Here is a 19932-nt window from a genome sequence, read left to right on the forward strand (position 1 = left end):
GTCGAAGGATAGTTATTATGTTTAGCGCTTTATATTATTTACGTACCATGCCGTGGCTCAAATCCACTTGGTTTATAACCCTGATCGGTTTTCTAGCGATTAGCTTTTTGATCTGGTTTGGTGGCCCCTTATTGTCAATCGCCGAAGTCTCTCCTTTAGCTTCTACCAAAGTGCGCCTAGCCGTCATCGTTACTTTGCTACTGTTATTTCTAGTCGCCAAAGTATGGACATACAGTCGCCGTAAAAAACAAGAAAATCAGGCCGTAGACTCGTTATTGAGTGGTGAAGATCAAGGGAATTTCGACCAAGAAAGTGCTCATGAAATAGAGACGCTGAAAGATCGAATTATTTCCGCTCTAGATGTCTTAAAAAGATCGAATTTAGCCAAGGGAAATGGTCTTTATCACTTACCTTGGTACATCCTTATTGGGCCGCCAGGCACAGGAAAAACAACACTATTACAAAACTCTGGCCTCGATTTTCCGTTGGAAGACAAATTAGGCAGTGATCCATTGTCGGGGATTGGTGGGACTCGATACTGTGATTGGTGGTTTACCAATAAAGCGGTATTAATCGATACCGCTGGCCGATACACCACCCAAGATAGTCACAGCAAAAAAGATGCGGGAGCTTGGCTTGGCTTTTTAGGATTGTTGAAGAAATACCGAACTAGACGTCCCATTAATGGGGTGGTGGTGACCATCAGTCTCGCCAGTTTGATCAAGCAAACTCGCACAGAACGCAATTTACATGCTCGTGCAATCAAAGTTCGAATTCAAGAGCTCAAAAACCAATTGGGTATGCAGTTTCCTGTCTACGTGATGCTAACTAAGGCCGATCTCATTGCAGGATTCAATGAGTATTTCTCGGACATGGACAGTAAAGATCGAGAGCAGGTTTGGGGGGCGACTTTTCCTGTCATTGCGGACGATGACTCCACTGGTGTTGTCGGTCAGTTCAATAAAGAGTTCCACTCGCTGCTCAAGCGAATTCAGGCACGCCTTAACAAGCGGTTAGCCCAAGAACGAGATATTGATCGTCGAACCTTGATCCAGCAATTTCCGCAACAAATGCGCAGCTTGCAACCCATCATTGATGATTTCTTAAAGGAAAGTTTCTCTCCGAACGCTTACGAAGAATCCCTGATGCTACGGGGTGTCTATATCGTCAGTGCGACTCAAGATGGACAACCGATTGATAGTGTGTTTGCTAATGTATCGACTGGTCTCAAACTTGGTCATGTTCCTTTACATAGCCATAGCGGAGAAGCCAAAAGCTATTTCATTAAAGATCTACTTGAAGAGATCATTTTTCCAGAGCAATACATTGGTTCAGTCAATCGCCATCATCAGCAGCACACACTGTGGGTGCGAAGGGGCATTACCGCAGCTTGCACACTCGGTCTAGTTGTTTGCAGTGCACTCTGGCACCAAAGTTATGTGTGGAATAAACAATTAGTGCTGCAAAGTGAAAAAGCGGTGGCTGATTTCCAACAAATTGCGCCTTCAGGTTTAAGCTCCGATACTGATATTTACTTGCTAGTTCAGTCTCTTAATGCGCTAAAGGCTTTTCCAGTAGCAAAAGAAAGTGCCCTGCTTGAACAAGATCAGTATCGCATGGGGTTATACCAAGGAGACAAACTTGGGCAACCTGCACAAGTGGCTTATCAGATGGCGCTTCAAGGGTACTTTTCTCAGTTCTTGACTTCAGCGTTAGAGGCAGAGATTGCTCACAATAGAGAGTATCTTGAATATCTGTATGAATCTTTGAAAACCTACCTAATGCTCTATGAGGTAGAACATAGAGATCTGGAGCAAGTTTATGGTTGGTTTGAACTCTATTTCGAGAATCAATTTCCAGGCGCTATCAATGAGTCAATGCGCCATGATTTGATGCGTCATACCAAGAGTTTGTTTGAGTATGAACTGCCTTTCAACCGCCAAAACAACCAAGTTGTTGCTCAAGCCCGTCAAAGCCTTACTGACATTCCGTTAGCACAGCGTGCATACCAGCGATTGAAGATTGAATTTACCTCTAGCTATGTTGCCAATTTTAAACTTGAAGATGTATTAGGTGCTCAGGGTCGTAGCATCATATCTCACCCTGAGGGGAGTTCATTAGCTATTCCTGGACTGTATACCTACAACGGCTATTACAGCATCTTCAAAGTAGAAAACGCTAGAATCGTCAAACGGTTAATGGAAGACAGCTGGGTTTACGGTGACCGCCTCTCTATTGATGAAGATAGTGAAAAGGACGTGATGCGCTTAGTAGAGGCGCAGTATTTTGACGATTACATCGAACATTGGCGGGCTTTTATCGATGAGATTGCTATCAAATCTTATGCATCGGCCAAAGACGGTGAGATGGTTATCGGTGGCCTGATAAGCCATGAGCAACCAATTTCTGAGCTAATTGTTGCAATGCAAAAAGAGCTGAGATTGACTCAAACACCTACCAGTAATCCAGATTTACTAGATAAAGCGGCGGACATTGCCAAGAAAACTAATAAAGATCGCATCAATCGCTTCTTGCCAAATAAAGGTGATCTCACCTCTGAATTCATGCCTGAAAGTGAGGTTGAACTTGCTTTTGCTCCTCTGTTGGCGATTTCGAGTGCTGACCTTGAGGAGGTCCAGCTCACTTTACAAAAGTTGCGAGATTACCTAGGCCTTCTTTCTGAGTCGGACAACAAGCAAGCCTATGTCAGCCTGATTTCTGATGCCGAACAAATAGATCTCAGTAATTCTCTTAAACGTGGTCAAAAGATCTTGCCATCGCCATTTTCTGGTTGGATGAGCGATCTAGCCACACAAACCTCCAGCATTGCCAAGCAGGGAGCTCAAGTCCATCTAAGTGCTATTTGGCAAGACAGTGTATACAAAGAATACAAACGTACCATTCGCGGCAAATACCCGTTCAATCGCAACACAAACCGTGAGGTTCGACTTAAGGACTTCAGTCGTTTCTTTGGATATGGCGGCACCATGGATAAGTTTTTTAATGACTATCTAAAATCTTCGGTGGATACCAGCAAAAAACGTTGGACCTTGGATAGAGCGGTCGGAATTAACCCGCAATCTCTAAAAGTTTTTAAGCACGCAAGGCGAATTAGAGACACGTACTTTATTCCGGGAACACAAACGCCCAAGGTCGCATTTTCTCTGAAACCTATGTTTTTAGACGCACACATTAGCAACTTCCGTTTTGAAATGGGTGAGCAGCAGATGGCTTATCGCCATGGCCCTCAGCGATCAACACACTTTGTATGGCCCACCGACTCTGGTGACTCAGAAGTACGGCTTTCGTTCGTTCCTCCAAAATCTGGATATTCAATATCAGAGAGCTATGCGGGAGATTGGGGGCTGTTCCGATTACTTGATCGAGTGGCTGAGGATAGACCATCGAGCATCAAAGATAACGTTCTCGAAATTGCCGTGAAAGGTAATACAGCCATGTTGAAGCTTCAGCCTGAATCGAGCAATAACCCATTTTGGGCGAGAGATTTAACGAGGTTTTCATGTGCACCGACACTTTAGTTAACGTTGGCTACTACGGAAAAGTGCCAGCGCGAGGAGATTTCCTTCAACACACGCTGTCGGCTGAATTTGTCGAAATCTGGAGTGAATGGCTTCAAGCGGTTATTGCAGTCAGTAAAGAGCAAATGGAGGAGGCTTGGTTAGAACATTATCTTACCAGTCCTGTATGGCATTTTGCTTTATCTCCGGGGGTATGTGGAGAGTCTACTGTTGCAGGCAGTTTAATGCCGAGTGTCGATTCTGCTGGTCGCTATTTTTATTTTACTTTGGCGGCAGAGATTGCGGCGACACCTTTGAGCTTGTGGCAACAACGAGCTTGGAGTGTTGAGAGTGAGCGTAAAATCTTGAAATTACTAGATGATGACACGGATGTCGTGCGTTGGGCTAAGAGTTTAAATGGTGTTGATTGGTTTACCGAGTTGTCCACGTCTAAACGGCTTACCAACCTAGCACAGGGAGAGCGCAACTTGATATTTATGACAGATACCGATTTGAAGTCCGATGACATCCTAAGTTTCGAGCTATCGAACCAATACCAAGGGCGGCAATGCATTTGGTGGACCAACGGTTTAGAGGGGGCCAAAGAGACATGTGTGATAACAGAAAACCTCCCTTTAGTGAGTCAATTTGCCGCCATGATCGATGGTAAATGGGAGGCGTGGGGATGGTAGAAAACTATATGCTTTCCGGCGGCTACGATGGCGCTGAATGCTACGTCGAGACTTTTGCCAAAACGCACCCTGGGAAAGTTCGTTCTCATAATGAAGACGCAATATTGGATATGAGCCAACAAGGGGTGTGGGTGGTTGCCGATGGTATGGGTGGGCATGAAGCAGGAAATATTGCGAGCCAGATGGTGGTTGAAGCTATTTCGAAGTGCGTTGAAGAAACACCAGCATCGACCTTGAGTATCGACCACCTTAGAGAGGTTCTGATTTCAGTGAATCAGCAAGTTAGCCAGTACGCAAGTGACAACTTAGACAACAAAGTTATGGGCAGCACCGTGGTGGTGCTACTCATTCAAAACTCACATTTTCATTGTTTATGGGTTGGCGATAGTCGCATGTACCTGAAGCGAGCGGGTCGCTTGAGGCAAAAGACCAGAGATCATAGCCAGGTAATGGAATTATTGGAACAAGGCCTGATTGGGCTGCATGAAGTAGAAAACCACCCTTTGTCCAACGTGATTACTCGAGCAGTAGGTGTTAGCGACTATCTGGTGATCGACCAAGTATCGGGACAAATCGCTCCGGGAGATACCTTTCTGCTTTGTTCTGATGGAGTAACAGATGAGTTAAATGACACCGAGTTATTGAGCTGCATTGGTGAGAACAGCTTATCTAATATCGGGTTGACCTTGATGCAGTCAGTGCTCTCCAAAGGGGCCAGAGACAATGTGAGTTGTGTATTGGTTAAGGTCTGTGGTCACCCACAAGCGAGAGAAGTACTTACCGATACGTTGCCAGTATTTCTTAATCAGGGCTGAGGAATATCTTTATGTTAAAGCAACTTATCGGCATAGAAGAGTCCGCCATCACCCAAAACATTATTGAAGAATCTCCGAGTGGTGAGGATCCTCGAACCGACACCTCACCAGCCTCGGTCTACTTCAATTTAAAGGATGTTAGAAACTCAGCTCGTGCGTTGGAACGCAGTGCATTGGTGGATAACGAACCTCTGTTGGCATTTGCCCATGAATGGGACCCGATTATTGAGCAAGTGCCACAGGTGTTGGCGACACAATGTAAAGATCTAGAACTGACCGCATGGCTGATTGAAGCGCTGGTGCGTCGTTTTGGGTTTAAAGGTTTGACATGTGGTTTCAATATTGCTCGCAACTTGATCGAGCATCACTGGGAAACGGTTTATCCGCTTCCGGATGAGGATGGATTAGAGACTCGTATTGCACCGCTAATTGGCCTTAACGGCTTTGATGGTGAAGGTACGCTGTTAATGCCAATCGCATGTATCCCATTGACCGAGTGCAACACAGAACAAGCCTACTCTCTTTGGGAATTTGAGCAAGCTTGTGAAGTAGAACGTTTAGAAGAAGCAAAGCGAAATCAGCGCTATCAGGCCGGTGCTGTCAAGTTGGAAGAGATTCAAGCATCAGTTGATGCATCTGCGCCGAATTTCTTTGCCGAAGCGATAGATGATGTGGACCATGCTCTCGAGTCTTACACTCAAATGATCGCAGCCCTAGACAAGTTCTCAGGTGCTCCTCAGCCAAGTTCGCATATTGAAAAGCGACTGCTTGCGTGTAAAGAAGCGATGCTTTTTCTCGCACAAAACAAGCTGGCTCAATGTGAGCTTGAGGCAGCGACTGAGCAAGCATCTAGCACTGTCGTCCAGGAAGAACATTCACCATCTCAGCCTAAGGCTGCTCCCCAGTTAACAGATCGCAATGAGGCGATCGATGAACTCAAAAAAATAGCGCGCTTTTTTAAAGCGACAGAGCCGCATTCTCCGATGGCATATGCGATCGAGCAAGTCGTGCGTTGGAGCGATCTGGCTTTACCCGATTTACTTCAAGAGTTGATCGTTGATAACGATGCGAGAGCTGGATATTTCCGATTGACCGGAATCAATCAAAAACACCAAGAGTAACACTCAGTCAGTTGAATTAGAAAACAAGGAGAGTATATGGATAGTATCCACAGTAAGTTGTCACGGGTACGCAAGCCGAGGGTTCACATCACCTATGACGTTGAAACTGAAGGGGCAACCATCACTAAAGAGTTGCCATTTGTTGTCGGAGTTATGGGGGATTTTGCAGGGGACAATGTGGCAGCGCTAAAGCCACTTAAAGACCGTCGATTCATTCAAATTGACCGAGAAAACTTTGATGATGTGCTAAAGCGTATGAATCCAAAACTTGAGTACCAAGTGCACAATAAGTTGGTTGATGATGGTACAGAGATGTCCGTCTCCTTAGATTTTAATTCGATGGGAGATTTCGAACCTGCGTCCATTGTAAATAACGTAGAGCCACTGCGTAAGTTGATGGAAACCCGCAATAAACTTCGAGATCTCATGACCAAAGTCGATCGCTCTGAGGATTTAGAGAACATTTTAGAAGATGTACTAAATAACACTCAATCACTTGAGCAGTTGGTGGGTGATCTCAAGATTGATACAGGTTCTGAGAGCCGTACTAGCGGTGAGGGGGTTAGCGAATGAGCAGTGAAGCCCAAACATTAACCCCAGAGGTGACAGAGTCTCAACAAGAACAAAGCAGCTTACTCGCTCAAGCCATTACTGCGACCAAGCAAACTGATGATACCCGCTCTGAAGAGTTGCTACGCACGTTGGCAGAAGAAGCAATGAAAGGCACCTTAACGTGGAATAAAAACCTGACGGTGACTTTTCGAGAAGCGATTGCAGGTATAGACGATCTGATTTCAAAGCAGTTGGCGGAAGTCATGCACCATGAAAGCTTTCAGAAGCTTGAAGGAAGTTGGCGTGGTTTGAACTACCTAGTAATGAACTCTGATACGAGTCAAACACTTAAGATTCGAATGGTCAGCATGACAAAAAGAGAGCTCCATAAAGATCTAAGTAAGGCAGTGGAGTTTGATCAGAGCCAAACGTTCAAAAAAGTCTATGAATCAGAATTTGGTACACCAGGTGGTGAACCGTTTGGGGCTTTAGTTGGTGACTATGAATTTACCAATCACCCTGAAGATATTGAAACATTGAGCTTGATGTCTAATGTGGCTGCAGCAGGTTTCGCCCCTTTCTTGTCAGCGTCATCGCCTGCACTGTTTGGCTTTGATAATTGGACCGAGCTAACTAAACCTCGTGACTTAGAAAAAGTGTTTGAATCTCTCGAATACACTAAATGGCGTTCATTCCGTGAAAGTGATGACTCTCGATTTGTTACCTTGGCGATGCCAAGGGTACTAGCGAGATTGCCTTATGGAGAAGCGACAACACCTATCGAGGAATTTCGTTACGAAGAATTTGAGTTGGACCAAAAAACAGGCATGTCCACCAACACAGCGCATGATAACTATTGCTGGATGAATGCTTCTTACGTATTAGGGGCAAGGTTAACCGAAGCTTTCTCCAAATATGGCTTCTGTACTGCGATCCGCGGCGCAGAAGGTGGGGGTAAGGTTGAGAACTTGCCGTCGCACTTATTTGTGTCTGATGACGGTGATCCTGATCTGAAGTGTCCAACTGAAATCGGAATTACCGACCGAAGAGAAGCTGAACTGAGCAAGCTGGGCTTCTTACCCCTATGCCACTACAAAAACACCGACTATGCCGTGTTCTTTGGCGCTCAAACCTGCCAAAAGCCAAAGAAATACGGCAACCCAGATGTGACGGCGAATGCCGCGATTTCTTCCCGACTTCCTTATTTGATGGCGACTTCACGCTTTGCTCACTATTTGAAAGTCATGGCGCGAGACAAAATCGGCAGCTACATGGAGGCCGAAGATGTAGAAGCATGGCTAAATCGTTGGATTCTGAATTACGTCAATGCCTCTGAGGGTGGCGGTCAGGAAATCCGAGCCAAGTACCCATTGGCGGATGCCAAAGTACAAGTCAAAGAGATTCCGGGTTCTCCAGGTTCATACAATGCCGTGGCTTGGCTACGTCCATGGTTGCAAATGGAGGAGCTGACAACATCGCTTCGATTGGTTGCGAAAATCCCTGAAATAGGCGGCTAACTGATGTGCGGGCCGCAAGGCTCGCATTAAATTAAATGATGAATGAAAGTCCGCAGAACAACACAGTAACTTATGCTCAGACGAGCTCAGAGGTCAGTCATATGGCTGTATCTGTGGAAGAGATATTAGCTGTAGATGACCCCTTGGTAGCAGTTCAGGGTTGGGAACAGCCTGTCGGAGATAAAGACCTTTGCCGTCAAGTCGATGCACTTAAAGCATTGCTAACCCGAGCAATTTGTAACGTAGAGTTGCGCCTAAATGCGCAGGTAAATGAAATCTTGCATCACCCCAAGTTCCAAAAGTTAGAAGCGAGTTGGCGTGGGGTTAAATATGTATGTGACCAAGCCGCTCTCAATCGGGGTAGTTCGGTTAATAAGGTGAAATTGATCAGCTTTAGTTGGAATGAGTTGTGTCGAGATATGACCAAAGCCATTGAGTTCGATCATAGCCAACTTTTTCGAGTGATGTACGACGCTGAGTTTAATACACCTGGTGGTGAGCCATTTGGGATCATGATTGGTGACTACGAAATTAGTCACAAGTCGAGGTCAGGGCAGCAAAATGATATCGAAGTTTTAAGGTCGGTGAGTCACTGCGCAGCAGCGGCATTCTGTCCATTTATTGTCGGTGCGGCTCCGTCACTATTTGGTGTTGATCATTATAGCGAGCTCGCTTCAGTTCAGGATATTGGAGCGCAGTTTTCCCAAAACGAGTATGTATTGTGGAATCGATTGCGTCGACAAGAAGATGCCCGATTTTTGGGCATCATGGCGCCGAACATGCTTATGCGCACGCCTTATTTATCGGATGGAACTCGTTGTGACCAGTTTGGATTCCGTGAAGCAATAACATGCCGAGAAAGTGACTACTTATGGGGCAACGCCGCATATGGATTTGCGGCTGTTGCATTGAGAGCTTATCGAGAGTCCGGCTGGTTCAGTCAAATTCGTGGCCTTCAGCCTGGAAAATATAAGCATGGATTGATTTTTGACTTGCCGAGTTGCACATATCGGCTCTCTCGCAAAAGCAAAAATGCGAAACCATCGGTGAATCTGCAAGTGACTGATCGACTCGAAAAGCAGTTGTCGAATTGCGGCTTTATTCCGGTAACGACAGTGCCTTTGTCGGAAAATCTGGTGCTGTATAGCAATACATCGGTATATCAACCAAGGACATACAGTTCGCAAGTGGCAACAGTGAACAGCAGGCTTTCATCATTGTTGCAATACGTACTATGCGTATCGCGCTTCGCTCATTACCTCAAAGTTATTGGGCGAGAGAGGATTGGTGTCTTTGACAGCGCAGCAGCGATAGAGAGAGATCTTCAAAGTTGGCTGCACAAATACACCACCGCTTCTGATGATGCTTCCGATGAAGTGCGTGCTCGCTACCCATTGTGTGAAGCCAATATTGAAGTAAAGGAGCGGCAAGACAAACCCGGCTATTTTTATTCGGTGATTCATCTGCAACCCTATTTTCAGCTCGATCAGATGGTGTCTAGTATTCGACTAACCACAGAGTTATCTCCAAGGATTAAATAAACAAGGACATGGTATGGAACAACTTAAAGCGCTAATAGAGCAAGGAAAGCTATCTCAGGCGATTGAACAGACGGTGATGGGCTTAAAGTCGAAGCCAAAAGATAAAGAGTTGAGAAGTCAGTTTGTAGAACTGTTGTGTATTGACGGTCAGTTTGAACGCGCCGATCAACAACTAGAGTTAATTACTAAGCAGCATCCAGAATGTTTACCTGGTGTTATCAACATGCGTCAGTTGGTCAAGGCGGCTCAATGCCGACAAGATTTTGCCCAAGGTGGTGATTGTGCAAGTACCGTAGGGAAAAGCAGCGTCAGTTTGGCACCACTTATTGAGATGCGGTTGGCCATTTTACAAGGCAATAGCCTAGAGCTGTCCCAAATGGCCCAGCAATTAGAAGCGCAGCGAAAGCAAGTTAATGTCCAGATTGCCGGGCAAGATTGCCACGAACTTAGGGACATTGATGATAGTTTGGGTGGTCACCTCGAGGTGTTTGGTGCCAATGGCCTTTATTACATTATCCCGATAGCCAACATCACTTGGCTTAAATTGTTGCCGGTTACTTCATTATTTGAGTTGGTTTGGCGTAAAGCCGAAATAGATATCAATAATGGGCCGTCGGGAGAGGTGTTTATTCCCTTAACTTACATTAGCAGTCAGACAGACGCTCAGAAGTTGGGGTTAGAGACGGATTGGCAAGCACTGTTGGGTAGCGATATCTATCAAGGTCAAGGGCAGAAAATGTTTCTGGTCAATGACGAGGCCCTAACGCTCTGCCAGTGGCAAGAGTTGAGTGCAGCTCACAATGAAGGTGTCTTAGCCTAATGCCTGTTACCCCAATGCCTTCACTGCTGGATCGGCTGGTGGATCTAGGCGAACAACCCAATGACATTCATTATTCCTATCGTCAAGCCATTCGCCGTGATCTAGAGGCATTGCTCAATACTAAGTTGCCTTGGTTGACATGGCCAAAGTGGTATAGAGAGCTAGACCACTCGCTAATGAGTTACGGGTTACCTGATTTTTCCGCGATGACATTGAGTCGAGAAGAAGGGCGAGAAAGACTTTGCTCCACTGTGGTTGAAACGATAAAAAAGTTTGAACCACGTTGTATCGATGTGGTAGTCGATGTTGAAGACGAGCACCTGGCTTTAGATCGCACGTTACGACTAAAAATATACCTAGTGTGCTTGTCTCAATATGGACAAGAAGAGATGTATTTCGCCTCAGAAGTCGATCCCCTGTGTTTAGGTATCAATATTGTGGACTAGCGGAATGAACGACGACTTATTGAAATACTATAACCGTGAGCTCTCCTTTTTGAGGCATATGGGCGCTGAGTTTGCTAAGCACTATCCTAAGGTCGCTGGGCGATTGGCGATAAGTGAAGATCATGTGGAGGACCCGCATGTTTCAAGGCTTTTGGAAGGCGTGTCCTTATTAACTGCACAAATCAGGCAAAAGCTTGACGACAGCTTTCCAGAATTAACCGAAGCCATGATGGGGCAACTTTATCCTGATTATCACGCCCCGATCCCTTCAATGTCGATCATTAAACTTAGTACCGATAATGTCGTCAATGGCATGCGTAATGTGCCTGTCGGCACCGAAGTCAAAGTGTCTACAGATTCGCCAGATGATTGTTACTTCCGGACTTGTTATGAGACTAAGGTTTTGCCAGTGGAAGTGACGGCGGTGAGTTTTGAAAATGCCCCCTATAAAGCACCAAATGTAGGGGTTGAGATTGATAGTGCATCGGTGCTAAAAGTTAGCGTATCGGCCGAGTTTGATTCGGTCGCTTTAAGTGAGTTGCCTATCGATTCACTACGATTTTACATTCATGGCCAGCCCCAATTAAGCGCCGAAGTATACCAACTTATCTTTCAATCTTGTGTTGGTATAGCGATAGTCTCCCCCGATGAAGACCAAGCGATAGAGTATGTTTCACCAAGTCATCTGAAAATGGTGGGATTTGGTGATGAAAACAAAGTCGTTCCCTATCAAAATCGTTCTTTTAGCGCTTATCGGCTTTTGGTTGAGTACTTTCTCCTTCCTGAAAAGTTCATGTTTTTTGAGCTAACAGAGTTAGATCCTGCTTGGTTAGGAGATGAAAGTGAAGTTGAGTTGTACTTCTTTATCGACGGAGTGTCCGATTTCCTAGAGAAACAACTTAGTGAAAAAAATATCTTGCTGGGGTGCGTGCCTATAGTGAATCTATTTGAGCGTTCAAGTCGACCACTCTATTTGGAGCCGTTTCATCATGAGCATAAACTTTCCATAGCTCCGTTCAAAGACCACACCTCCGAAGTTGTTCGAGTGAAAGAGGTTACTGCTCGACATTTTCACGATGAAGAGGTTCAGGTCACACCGTTTTACGCAACAAACCTGCCAAGGGTGAGTGATACAAACCAGCTATTTTGGACGCAAAGACGTGAGCACAACCGTTGGGCTGGCGGGCATGAAGAGCCAGGGGTTGACACGTTTTTAACCATTGTTGATGGGCAACAATCTCCTTTTAATGTCGAGGACTCAATGCAATGGGTGGTGTCAGCTCAGCTCCTTTGTAGCAACCGTAATGTACCGGCACAATTGCCTTTCGGTGAACAACAGCCAAGGCTGTCTATGCGTGATTTCAAAGATTCACTCAAAGCGCCGCATTGCTTATTAAAGTTTACCAAAGCCGTTCGCCCCGTCATGTTTGATGCCTCTCGTTGGCAGCTAACCAGTCACTTGACGCTTAATCATTTTACATCGCCCGAAGCAACGGGCCTGCTTAAAGCACTGATCCAGCTTTATGACTTCGAACAGTCACCACAAACCAAAGCACTGGCCAAAGCCATAAAAAATGTCGAGGTGAGCAGTGCAAGTACCAGAGTTGTTCATCATGGGCGAGTTGGTTTTGTTAGTGGCTCAGATATTGTCGTCGAGTTTGTCAGCGAGGAGCTTGCAGGCACTAACCTATTCTTTTTTGGTGGTTTGCTGTCTCACTTTTTTGCTCAGTACACCACCATCAACAGTTTTTCACGTTTGACCATTAAAGTGACAGGCGCAGCTGAACCTGTGCATCAATGGCCCGCCATGGCTGGTGGTCGGGAGCTGTTATGACGATTTCTCTGCGATCTCTTGGTGATGAGCTGAGTTTCCATCACCAGATTTTTCAACTTCAGACTCAGAGCCAAAATTACACGGATTTGGTCGGCACAGACGCTCTGCCCGGTCAAGAAAGCATTCGTTTTAAAGTCCCTCAGCACCTTGGGTTTCCAGGGGCAGTATTGGAGCGAATTGATCAGCCAAGTTCTAGTTCTAAACACTATCAAGTCTATATCAACTCATTTGGATTGACTGGGCCAAGTGGTGTACTACCAAGACATTACAGTGAATGGGTAATTGAACGGTGCAAGCAAAAAGACCACGCTATCCGAGACTTTCTAGACATTTTTAATCATCGCCTGATCTCGCTTTATCATCGTTCATGGGAGAAATATCAGTTTTCGGTTCAGTATCGTTATCGGTTACACCTTAAGCATAATGACCCTATCTCCAAGCTGCTTTTTAATCAAGTTGGAGCAAAAGATGACACCATAGTTTTTCTCGGTGGTTTGTTTGCGAACCCAGTTCGTTCGGCGCAAGGCCTTAAGCAAGTTTTGACGACTTTGTCTGAAGTTGAAACAAGAATCAATGAGCGGGTAGGGAGATGGTTACCTGTTGACCCGAATGAGCAAACTAGACTGGTTAACTCCCATTTCAATAACGAAGGGTTTTCTCAGTTAGGTATATCAGCCATGTTAGGGCAACGAGTGTGGGATATCGGTTCTTCCATTGAAATAGAGTTGCATACAAAAACTGCGCAAGACGTTGCGAGACTTATGCCAGGAACGCCATTACTAAGTTTACTTCACCGTGTCGCCAATCAATACATACCAATACACATCAAGGCTTCTTGGAAGCTCTATGCTCGATACCTAGACCTGCCCATCGCTCAATTGGGAAGCGGCTCTCTCCCGCTTGGTCAAGGTTGCGCTTTAAGTCGTGGTTCTCGCGATGCTCATGAAACGGTATGCATCAATATCACTTAACCAATTTTACTGACAAATAAGGATTGATAATGTCAACGATGACGCTGAACTCGTTAGTTGAAAAGCTGACTATGGAAGGAAGAACTAGTTTAGAAATGGCGGCAGGGATCAGTTTGGGGCGGTCGCATTTCACGATTGAGCTTCAACACTGGTTATTAGCGATGTGCGACAGCGGATTGAGTGAGTTTCGCGATATCGCACAGCACTTTGGCTTGGATATGGATTTGCTTACTCGAGACTTAAATTTAAGCCTAGAGCAGGCAAAAACAGGTAATGACGTTACGCCGGGATTATCAGCGCAGATAGTTAGTGTACTTAGATCTGCTTGGATGGCTTCGACGATAGAATTTGATGACCAAAGTATCGCACCAGTCCATATCATCTATGCATTGTTGAACGATGATGCACTGGTTACCTATCACCTTGGCTATATGCGTCAACTGGAAAAAATCCAGCCGCAGCAGTTACTAGAGTTTTGGAAAAACTATCGCGACCTGGAACCTAATCAGACTGAGAATAGTGGGGAAAAACCTAGTGGTCATTTGGGAGAGCTTGAAAAGTACACCCTAGATTTGACTGCGCAAGCGGCAGCGGGAAGGCTTGATCCCATTGTTGGACGTGATGACGAAGTTCGTCAAATGATCGATATTCTCACTCGTCGCCGGCAAAACAATCCAATTTTAACCGGTGAAGCAGGGGTAGGTAAAACGGCTGTAGTCGAGGGGTTGGCGCAACGAATTGCAGACAAAAAAGTACCAGAGTCTTTATCTGAAGTAAGTATTCGGGTACTTGATTTAGCGTTATTGCAGGCAGGTGCTGGTATGAAAGGAGAGTTTGAAAAGCGACTCAAAGCCATCATTTCAGAGATTTCCTCAGCGGCTCAACCGATCATTTTGTTTATCGATGAAGCGCATACCATGATAGGCAGTGGTGGGCAAGCGGGCCAAAATGATGCGGCCAATTTGTTAAAACCAGCATTGGCACGTGGAGAGCTAAGAACAATTGCTGCAACGACTTGGGCTGAGTATAAAAAGTACTTTGAAAAAGATGCAGCTCTGGCGCGCCGTTTTCAGGTGATTAAGGTTGAAGAGCCAGATGAAGACACGGCGATTATGATGCTTCGAGGTCTGCTGCCTGTACTAGAGAAGCACCATAATGTCACCATTAATGATGCAGCTCTACAAGCCGCAGTGCGCCTATCGAATCGGTATATCAATGGGCGTCAACTACCAGATAAAGCGGTGTCCCTGTTAGATACGGCATGTGCCAGAGTTGCAATGAGCCAAGCTTCAACCCCAAGTTTCATCGAGGCCACTGAGTGTCAACAAACACACATTCACCAGCAGCTTGATAGGTTGACTCGAGAGTTTAAAACCGGGGCAGAAAATGCTGAGCAACGTGAAACCCTTAAACAATCATTGTCCAAGCTAGATGATACGCATCAGACGGCAGTGAATAGTTGGCAACAAGAACTTACCATGGTTGAAAATGCAAAAGCGTTGTCGGATAGAATTTTGAATGGTGAGCTGTCTGTAGCGAGTGAGCAAGATGCAAGGCAACAGCTAACCGAAACCAAGGCGTCACTCGCTGAAGCAAAGCGTCCAATGGTGTTTTTTGAGGTTGACGATGTTTTGGTGGCAGAAGTAGTTGCCGATTGGACAGGGATACCATTGGGTCGAATGCAAAATGATGAGCTCAAGCAAATACTCGATCTCGAGTCGCGAATGCGTGCTCGAATCGCAGGGCAAGATCACGCATTGTCTTTGATCAGTAAAGTCGTGCAGACATCTTACGCCAAGCTAAGTGATGAAAATAAGCCAAATGGTGTGTTTTTGCTGACTGGCCCTAGTGGCACAGGCAAAACAGAAACGGCTTTAGCGCTCGCTGAGTTGGTTTACGGAAGTGAAGATAGTCTTACGACCATTAATATGTCCGAGTTTAAAGAGGAACATAAGGTGTCGCTCCTGCTTGGGTCTCCCCCTGGTTATGTAGGATATGGGGAAGGTGGGGTACTAACGGAGGCAGTAAGGCGCAGACCCTATAGTGTGGTTCTTCTCGATGAAATGGAAAAAGCGCACTCTGGAGTCCAAGACATATTTTACCAAGTCTTCGACAAAGGAACGATTAAGGATGGGGAAGGTAGAGATATCGACTTCAAAAACACCATCATCATAATGACGTCGAATGTGGGGACGGAGACTACGGTGTCTTTGTGTGAGGACGAAGCAACAGCACCCGATATCGAGGGGCTAAAAACCGCATTGCAAGATGATTTACTAGGTTCGTTTAAGCCAGCATTTATTGGAAGGTTAAATCTTATCCCTTATATGCCATTAAGTCAGAAGGTATTAGAAAATATTGCGATTCTACAACTTCAAAGAGTAGCTAAACGATTTGACGATAATTATGGGAAAAGTGTTGAGTTTAATGACAATGTTGTTAGGCAACTAGTATTTAGTTCATTTAATGTTGATGTAGGTGCAAGGGCTATACATTCCAATATTCAGAATAGGTTGTTGCCAAGAATATCTCGTGGTGTGCTGGATCATCAATCCAACGGTAGAGTTTTTTCACAAGTAATTGTTGATTATATTGATGATGAGTATGAGGTAAGTTTTAAATAATACGATATATCATCCAAAAGTGATTTTGTTTTTATCTTTATTTAAAAGAATGTTGTTTAATTCGTGTGTTGTGTTTTACATCCAATGGAATGTTGAATGTTCAATAAGCTTACTTATCTTGCTTGATTAATTAGGAGAATAGCATGCAAGCGAATACTTATTTAAAATATGGAGATATCAAAGGTGAGGCGACAGCGGAGCAGTATGCTGATCTTATTACTCTGATGTCTGTAGACTGGTCGGTGAATCGTGAAATTTCTGCCAACACAGGTACAGCGCAAGATCGTGAAGCAAGTGCCACCCGTTTGGGGGATATCACAATCACCAAACTGCAAGACAAAGCGTCACCCGATCTGTTTAAAGAGGCGACGATAGGCAAGGGCAAGACGGCGGTTTTTCATGTGACAAAACAGGGTGAAAAAATCGAAGAGATCATGAAAATCGAACTTACTGATGCGCTTATCGCAAGCTATGCTGTCAGTATTCAAAATGATCGCCCAGTTGAAACCATCTCTATTTCTTATACAGAAATGATGATGACGGTGACTCCAACCGATGATCAAAATAATGCGCAAGCACCTCTTGTTTACGGATACAGTGGTGTGAAAGGTCAGCAGATCTAAACTTAAAGAGCTCACAGGTGGGGTATTCTTTACCCCGCTTAAATTAGCATGAAAGATAATGAGTTTCATGGAAAAAGCAACACAAGAGCATAATGCTGTTCAGCTGCATACTCCTTTAGGCAAAGATGCACTTTATTTAACTCGGTTAGAGTTGCACGAAGGGCTTTCAATCCCATTTAACGCCAGCATCAATTGCTATAGTCATGATGATGTTGCGATTAAAGAAGTGCTTTTGGGGCAAGCAGTATCGGTAAGTGTTAATTATCGAGAAGGAACGGAAAGAAAAATAAAATACTATCATGCATATGTTAGCCATATTCAGTCACTTGGAACCCGTTTACCAAGTAATGATTTAGAGCTAAAGTGTCAAGATTATAGCCTTACATTAGTTTCTGCACTTGAGTTTATGAAGTATAGAAGTAACTGTAGAGTTTATCAGGGTATAAGCGTTGGTAGTATTATTGCTGATATTTTTGCTGAGTATGAACTTAAAGTTGAATTTGAACTTAAGCAATCTTATGAAGAGTATGGATATAAGGTTCAGTACAATGAGAGCGATTTTGAATTTGTTCATCGTTTGATGGAAGAAAATGGCATTTTCTATAGGGTTGAACACACCCCAGAAACCCATAAGATTGTTCTCGGAGACTCTATTGATTCTTACCGTCTCGCATCGCCACCTCAAGTTGTGCAACATTCAGGTACGTTTTCACAGCCACACATAGACGTTTGGAGTGATATCCATCAAATCTCAAGCAAGAGTGTTGTAAATGCAGGCTATGATTTTACTAACCCAAGCACTAAACCGTTTGGCGAATCCAGTCGCCACATGCAACGATTTACACCGGGTCCAGGCGAGGTTTTCAATTACTATGCTGGCTCGGAGAATAACCCACGGCTACAAGCGCAAGCGGATATCCATTTAGAAGCACTTCAATGCGATACCACGGTGTATTCTGCAACCAGTAATTGCCTTGGTTTTTCCGCAGGGGATCGCTTCACATTGAGTGATTCGCAAAGTGCTCACTGCATAGGTAATAAGTATGTCATTACCCAGCTTAGTTTGGTTGCAACAGTTGTAAATCAACTAGGTGCCCAAAAAGAGGGCGTGCAAATGGTGAGTAACAGTTTTACATGCCTTCCTAGAGAGGTTTTATTTCGACCAACTCAACGCATGCGTAAACCTTGCATTTTGGGGCTTCAAACTGCAGTGGTTACCGGAGAGCAAGGCGATGAGGTTTATGTCGACAGATATGGTCGTATCAAGGTTTTGTTTCACTGGGATCGTAATGGAAAGCCTGATGACAAGAGTTCTTGCTGGATACGCGTCGCCCAAATTTCTGCGGGCAACGGTTATGGCGCTCAATTTACACCGAGAGTTGGTCAAGAGGTGCTGGTCAGCTTTTTGGACGGAGACCCAGATCAACCAATCGTTGTTGGGTCTTTGTATAACGGTGAGCAAATACCTCCTTATTCACTACCTGATAACAGTGCTCATTGTGGGATAAAAACTCAGTCGACAAAAAATGGTGACAGCGACAGCTTTAACGAACTTAGGTTTGAAGATGGGCTTGGCAAAGAGCGTTTATACCTTCAAGCTCAACGAAATTTTGAATCGCTGACAAAAAATGATCGTGTCGATAAGGTGGTGAATAGTCAGTTGCTCGATGTTGGGAAGCAGCTTGACCTCAAAGTAGGAGAACAGATCACATTGGTCTGCGGTGGCGCATCAATCACGTTGTCTAACAATGGCAATATTGATGTGAGTGGTAAATCTATCTCCATTAATGGCAGCAAGATTACGCTTAAAGCTGGCAAGATAGCACTTAACTAAGCGCTGACTTTGATGAAAAAAGAGCACTCAAACAATGGTTTTTAGCTTAGAGCCAGAAGTTGTTCAACTCGGTATGATGGGCTCACTTGCTGAAGTAATAAGCCTAGAAAGCCAGCCAGAAGTTGTGGAAGTAAACGGTGAAAGCGTAGTTAGTGTGTTTGCTTTCCCTTCAGACTTTCCGCCCGCAAGTACGATATCCATGGATGCAGAGTATTTGTTTGTATTGCTCTCAGAAGGGTCTAAAGATCAGCAGCGTGACGAGTATTTGAGAACGCTACAACGCTTACCCCAGATCCCTTCGACTATCAAAGTATTGGTTTTTCCTTACGGAGCCTGCGCTATGCAGTTGGCATTGCGTCAGGCACAGCGTATTTTCGCAATGGGTGACACATTGATAAAGGTTGTCGCCTTTCACCAAGATGCGTATTTCCAGTCAGACATAGCATTCTCTCCAGATCACCCAATGGCTGGAAGTACACAAAGCGAATGTTTTTTTTCAGCAAATTTGGCCCCTAGCTCACAGGGTTTTGGGTTGCTGTGGAGCAGCTACGAAGTTCAAACGGCAGACAAACCGATGGAGCAGCCTATAGAAGCTCTATTCAGCCGCTATAGACGAAACATCGGTTTACCCTTGGCTTATTGTTTTGTCCCTAGCCAATTAGATGATTGCGTTCAAAAGGCTTGTATGGAGTCTATTCGTCATCTCAAATCCTGCATCACTGCCCAAAGCCAGATCTTGTTGCCAGATGCCGCAGTTGGAAGCTTAGGACCATGTAGTGGCATGTACCACCTTTGGCAGCTACAAAACCAACTCATCAATCACGAAATCTCAGGGGCAAATTTAACTTTAGATATCTCTTCAGAACGATATCGCAGTGCCAGTGCATACCAATGGATCGGCACTAATACTTTGGGGGTATAACCCCAAGGGGTTATTTGGTGCACTCTGCACTTTTGAAATGCAACCCAGATCACATAAATCCACCCTTCCACTCTAACTGTTTAAAAAATAACACTTTTATTT

At 44.8% G+C, this 19932-nt stretch carries 15 protein-coding genes; all 15 read left to right on the top strand.

Features of this window, described 5'->3' with window-relative positions; all coding sequences use genetic code 11:
* The first annotated feature begins 17 nt into the window (after positions 1-17).
* Positions 18-3539, top strand: coding sequence for a type VI secretion system membrane subunit TssM (gene tssM, locus J4N39_RS14975; protein ID WP_252025359.1), 3522 nt, complete (start codon positions 18-20; stop codon positions 3537-3539).
* The gene (tagF, locus tag J4N39_RS14980; RefSeq protein WP_252025361.1) at positions 3521-4210 is read left to right on the top strand and encodes a type VI secretion system-associated protein TagF; all 690 of its coding nucleotides are present in this window, start codon (positions 3521-3523) and stop codon (positions 4208-4210) included. Before tssM ends, tagF begins: the two co-directional genes overlap by 19 nt.
* Complete coding sequence (locus tag J4N39_RS14985) at positions 4204-5025, top strand: PP2C family protein-serine/threonine phosphatase (protein WP_252025363.1); 822 nt, start codon at positions 4204-4206, stop codon at positions 5023-5025. The genes tagF and J4N39_RS14985 overlap by 7 nt, the downstream gene beginning before the upstream one ends.
* Positions 5026-5036: 11 nt before the next feature.
* Positions 5037-6146, top strand: a complete 1110-nt coding sequence (gene tssA / locus J4N39_RS14990; protein ID WP_252025365.1) for a type VI secretion system protein TssA — start codon at positions 5037-5039, stop codon at positions 6144-6146.
* A gap of 36 nt (positions 6147-6182) precedes the next feature.
* Positions 6183-6719, top strand: coding sequence for a type VI secretion system contractile sheath small subunit (tssB, locus tag J4N39_RS14995; RefSeq protein WP_252025367.1), 537 nt, complete (start codon positions 6183-6185; stop codon positions 6717-6719).
* Positions 6716-8215 (top strand): type VI secretion system contractile sheath large subunit, encoded by a 1500-nt coding sequence (gene tssC, locus J4N39_RS15000; protein ID WP_252025369.1) that lies wholly within the window; start codon positions 6716-6718, stop codon positions 8213-8215. Before tssB ends, tssC (J4N39_RS15000) begins: the two co-directional genes overlap by 4 nt.
* 101 nt (positions 8216-8316) lie before the next feature.
* Positions 8317-9756 (top strand): type VI secretion system contractile sheath large subunit, encoded by a 1440-nt coding sequence (tssC, locus tag J4N39_RS15005; RefSeq protein WP_252025372.1) that lies wholly within the window; start codon positions 8317-8319, stop codon positions 9754-9756.
* A gap of 13 nt (positions 9757-9769) precedes the next feature.
* Entirely contained in the window at positions 9770-10576 is an 807-nt protein-coding gene (locus J4N39_RS15010) for a type VI secretion system accessory protein TagJ (RefSeq protein ID WP_252025374.1), read from the top strand.
* Positions 10576-11022, top strand: coding sequence for a type VI secretion system baseplate subunit TssE (tssE, locus tag J4N39_RS15015; RefSeq protein ID WP_252025376.1), 447 nt, complete (start codon positions 10576-10578; stop codon positions 11020-11022). Before J4N39_RS15010 ends, tssE begins: the two co-directional genes overlap by 1 nt.
* A 4-nt stretch (positions 11023-11026) precedes the next feature.
* Positions 11027-12856 carry a type VI secretion system baseplate subunit TssF gene (tssF, locus tag J4N39_RS15020; protein ID WP_252025378.1) on the top strand — a complete coding sequence of 610 codons (1830 nt, stop codon included), beginning with the start codon at positions 11027-11029 and terminating at the stop codon, positions 12854-12856.
* Positions 12853-13827 carry a type VI secretion system baseplate subunit TssG gene (gene tssG / locus J4N39_RS15025; protein WP_252025380.1) on the top strand — a complete coding sequence of 325 codons (975 nt, stop codon included), beginning with the start codon at positions 12853-12855 and terminating at the stop codon, positions 13825-13827. Before tssF ends, tssG begins: the two co-directional genes overlap by 4 nt.
* A 29-nt stretch (positions 13828-13856) precedes the next feature.
* The gene (gene tssH / locus J4N39_RS15030; protein WP_252025382.1) at positions 13857-16451 is read left to right on the top strand and encodes a type VI secretion system ATPase TssH; all 2595 of its coding nucleotides are present in this window, start codon (positions 13857-13859) and stop codon (positions 16449-16451) included.
* Positions 16452-16594: 143 nt separating this feature from the next.
* Positions 16595-17074 (top strand): Hcp family type VI secretion system effector, encoded by a 480-nt coding sequence (locus J4N39_RS15035; RefSeq protein ID WP_252025384.1) that lies wholly within the window; start codon positions 16595-16597, stop codon positions 17072-17074.
* Between the two features lie 67 nt (positions 17075-17141).
* Positions 17142-18908: a type VI secretion system Vgr family protein gene (locus J4N39_RS15040; RefSeq protein WP_252025386.1), complete on the top strand. Its 1767-nt coding sequence runs from the start codon at positions 17142-17144 to the stop codon at positions 18906-18908.
* Between the two features lie 34 nt (positions 18909-18942).
* Complete coding sequence (locus tag J4N39_RS15045; protein WP_252025388.1) at positions 18943-19830, top strand: hypothetical protein; 888 nt, start codon at positions 18943-18945, stop codon at positions 19828-19830.
* Positions 19831-19932: the final 102 nt, after the last annotated feature.

It is taken from the genome of Vibrio sp. SCSIO 43136 (genome assembly GCF_023716565.1).
Classification (GTDB): domain Bacteria; phylum Pseudomonadota; class Gammaproteobacteria; order Enterobacterales; family Vibrionaceae; genus Vibrio.

Bases quoted from the DNA above. Each gene is read 5' to 3' on its own strand.
- tssM (WP_252025359.1), top strand. From the start codon at position 18: ATGTTTAGCGCTTTATATTATTTACGTACCATGCCGTGGCTCAAATCC.
- tagF (WP_252025361.1), top strand. From the start codon at position 3,521: ATGTGCACCGACACTTTAGTTAACGTTGGCTACTACGGAAAAGTGCCA.
- J4N39_RS14985 (WP_252025363.1), top strand. From the start codon at position 4,204: ATGGTAGAAAACTATATGCTTTCCGGCGGCTACGATGGCGCTGAATGC.
- tssA (WP_252025365.1), top strand. From the start codon at position 5,037: ATGTTAAAGCAACTTATCGGCATAGAAGAGTCCGCCATCACCCAAAAC.
- tssB (WP_252025367.1), top strand. From the start codon at position 6,183: ATGGATAGTATCCACAGTAAGTTGTCACGGGTACGCAAGCCGAGGGTT.
- tssC (WP_252025369.1), top strand. From the start codon at position 6,716: ATGAGCAGTGAAGCCCAAACATTAACCCCAGAGGTGACAGAGTCTCAA.
- tssC (WP_252025372.1), top strand. From the start codon at position 8,317: ATGGCTGTATCTGTGGAAGAGATATTAGCTGTAGATGACCCCTTGGTA.
- J4N39_RS15010 (WP_252025374.1), top strand. From the start codon at position 9,770: ATGGAACAACTTAAAGCGCTAATAGAGCAAGGAAAGCTATCTCAGGCG.
- tssE (WP_252025376.1), top strand. From the start codon at position 10,576: ATGCCTGTTACCCCAATGCCTTCACTGCTGGATCGGCTGGTGGATCTA.
- tssF (WP_252025378.1), top strand. From the start codon at position 11,027: ATGAACGACGACTTATTGAAATACTATAACCGTGAGCTCTCCTTTTTG.
- tssG (WP_252025380.1), top strand. From the start codon at position 12,853: ATGACGATTTCTCTGCGATCTCTTGGTGATGAGCTGAGTTTCCATCAC.
- tssH (WP_252025382.1), top strand. From the start codon at position 13,857: ATGTCAACGATGACGCTGAACTCGTTAGTTGAAAAGCTGACTATGGAA.
- J4N39_RS15035 (WP_252025384.1), top strand. From the start codon at position 16,595: ATGCAAGCGAATACTTATTTAAAATATGGAGATATCAAAGGTGAGGCG.
- J4N39_RS15040 (WP_252025386.1), top strand. From the start codon at position 17,142: ATGGAAAAAGCAACACAAGAGCATAATGCTGTTCAGCTGCATACTCCT.
- J4N39_RS15045 (WP_252025388.1), top strand. From the start codon at position 18,943: ATGGTTTTTAGCTTAGAGCCAGAAGTTGTTCAACTCGGTATGATGGGC.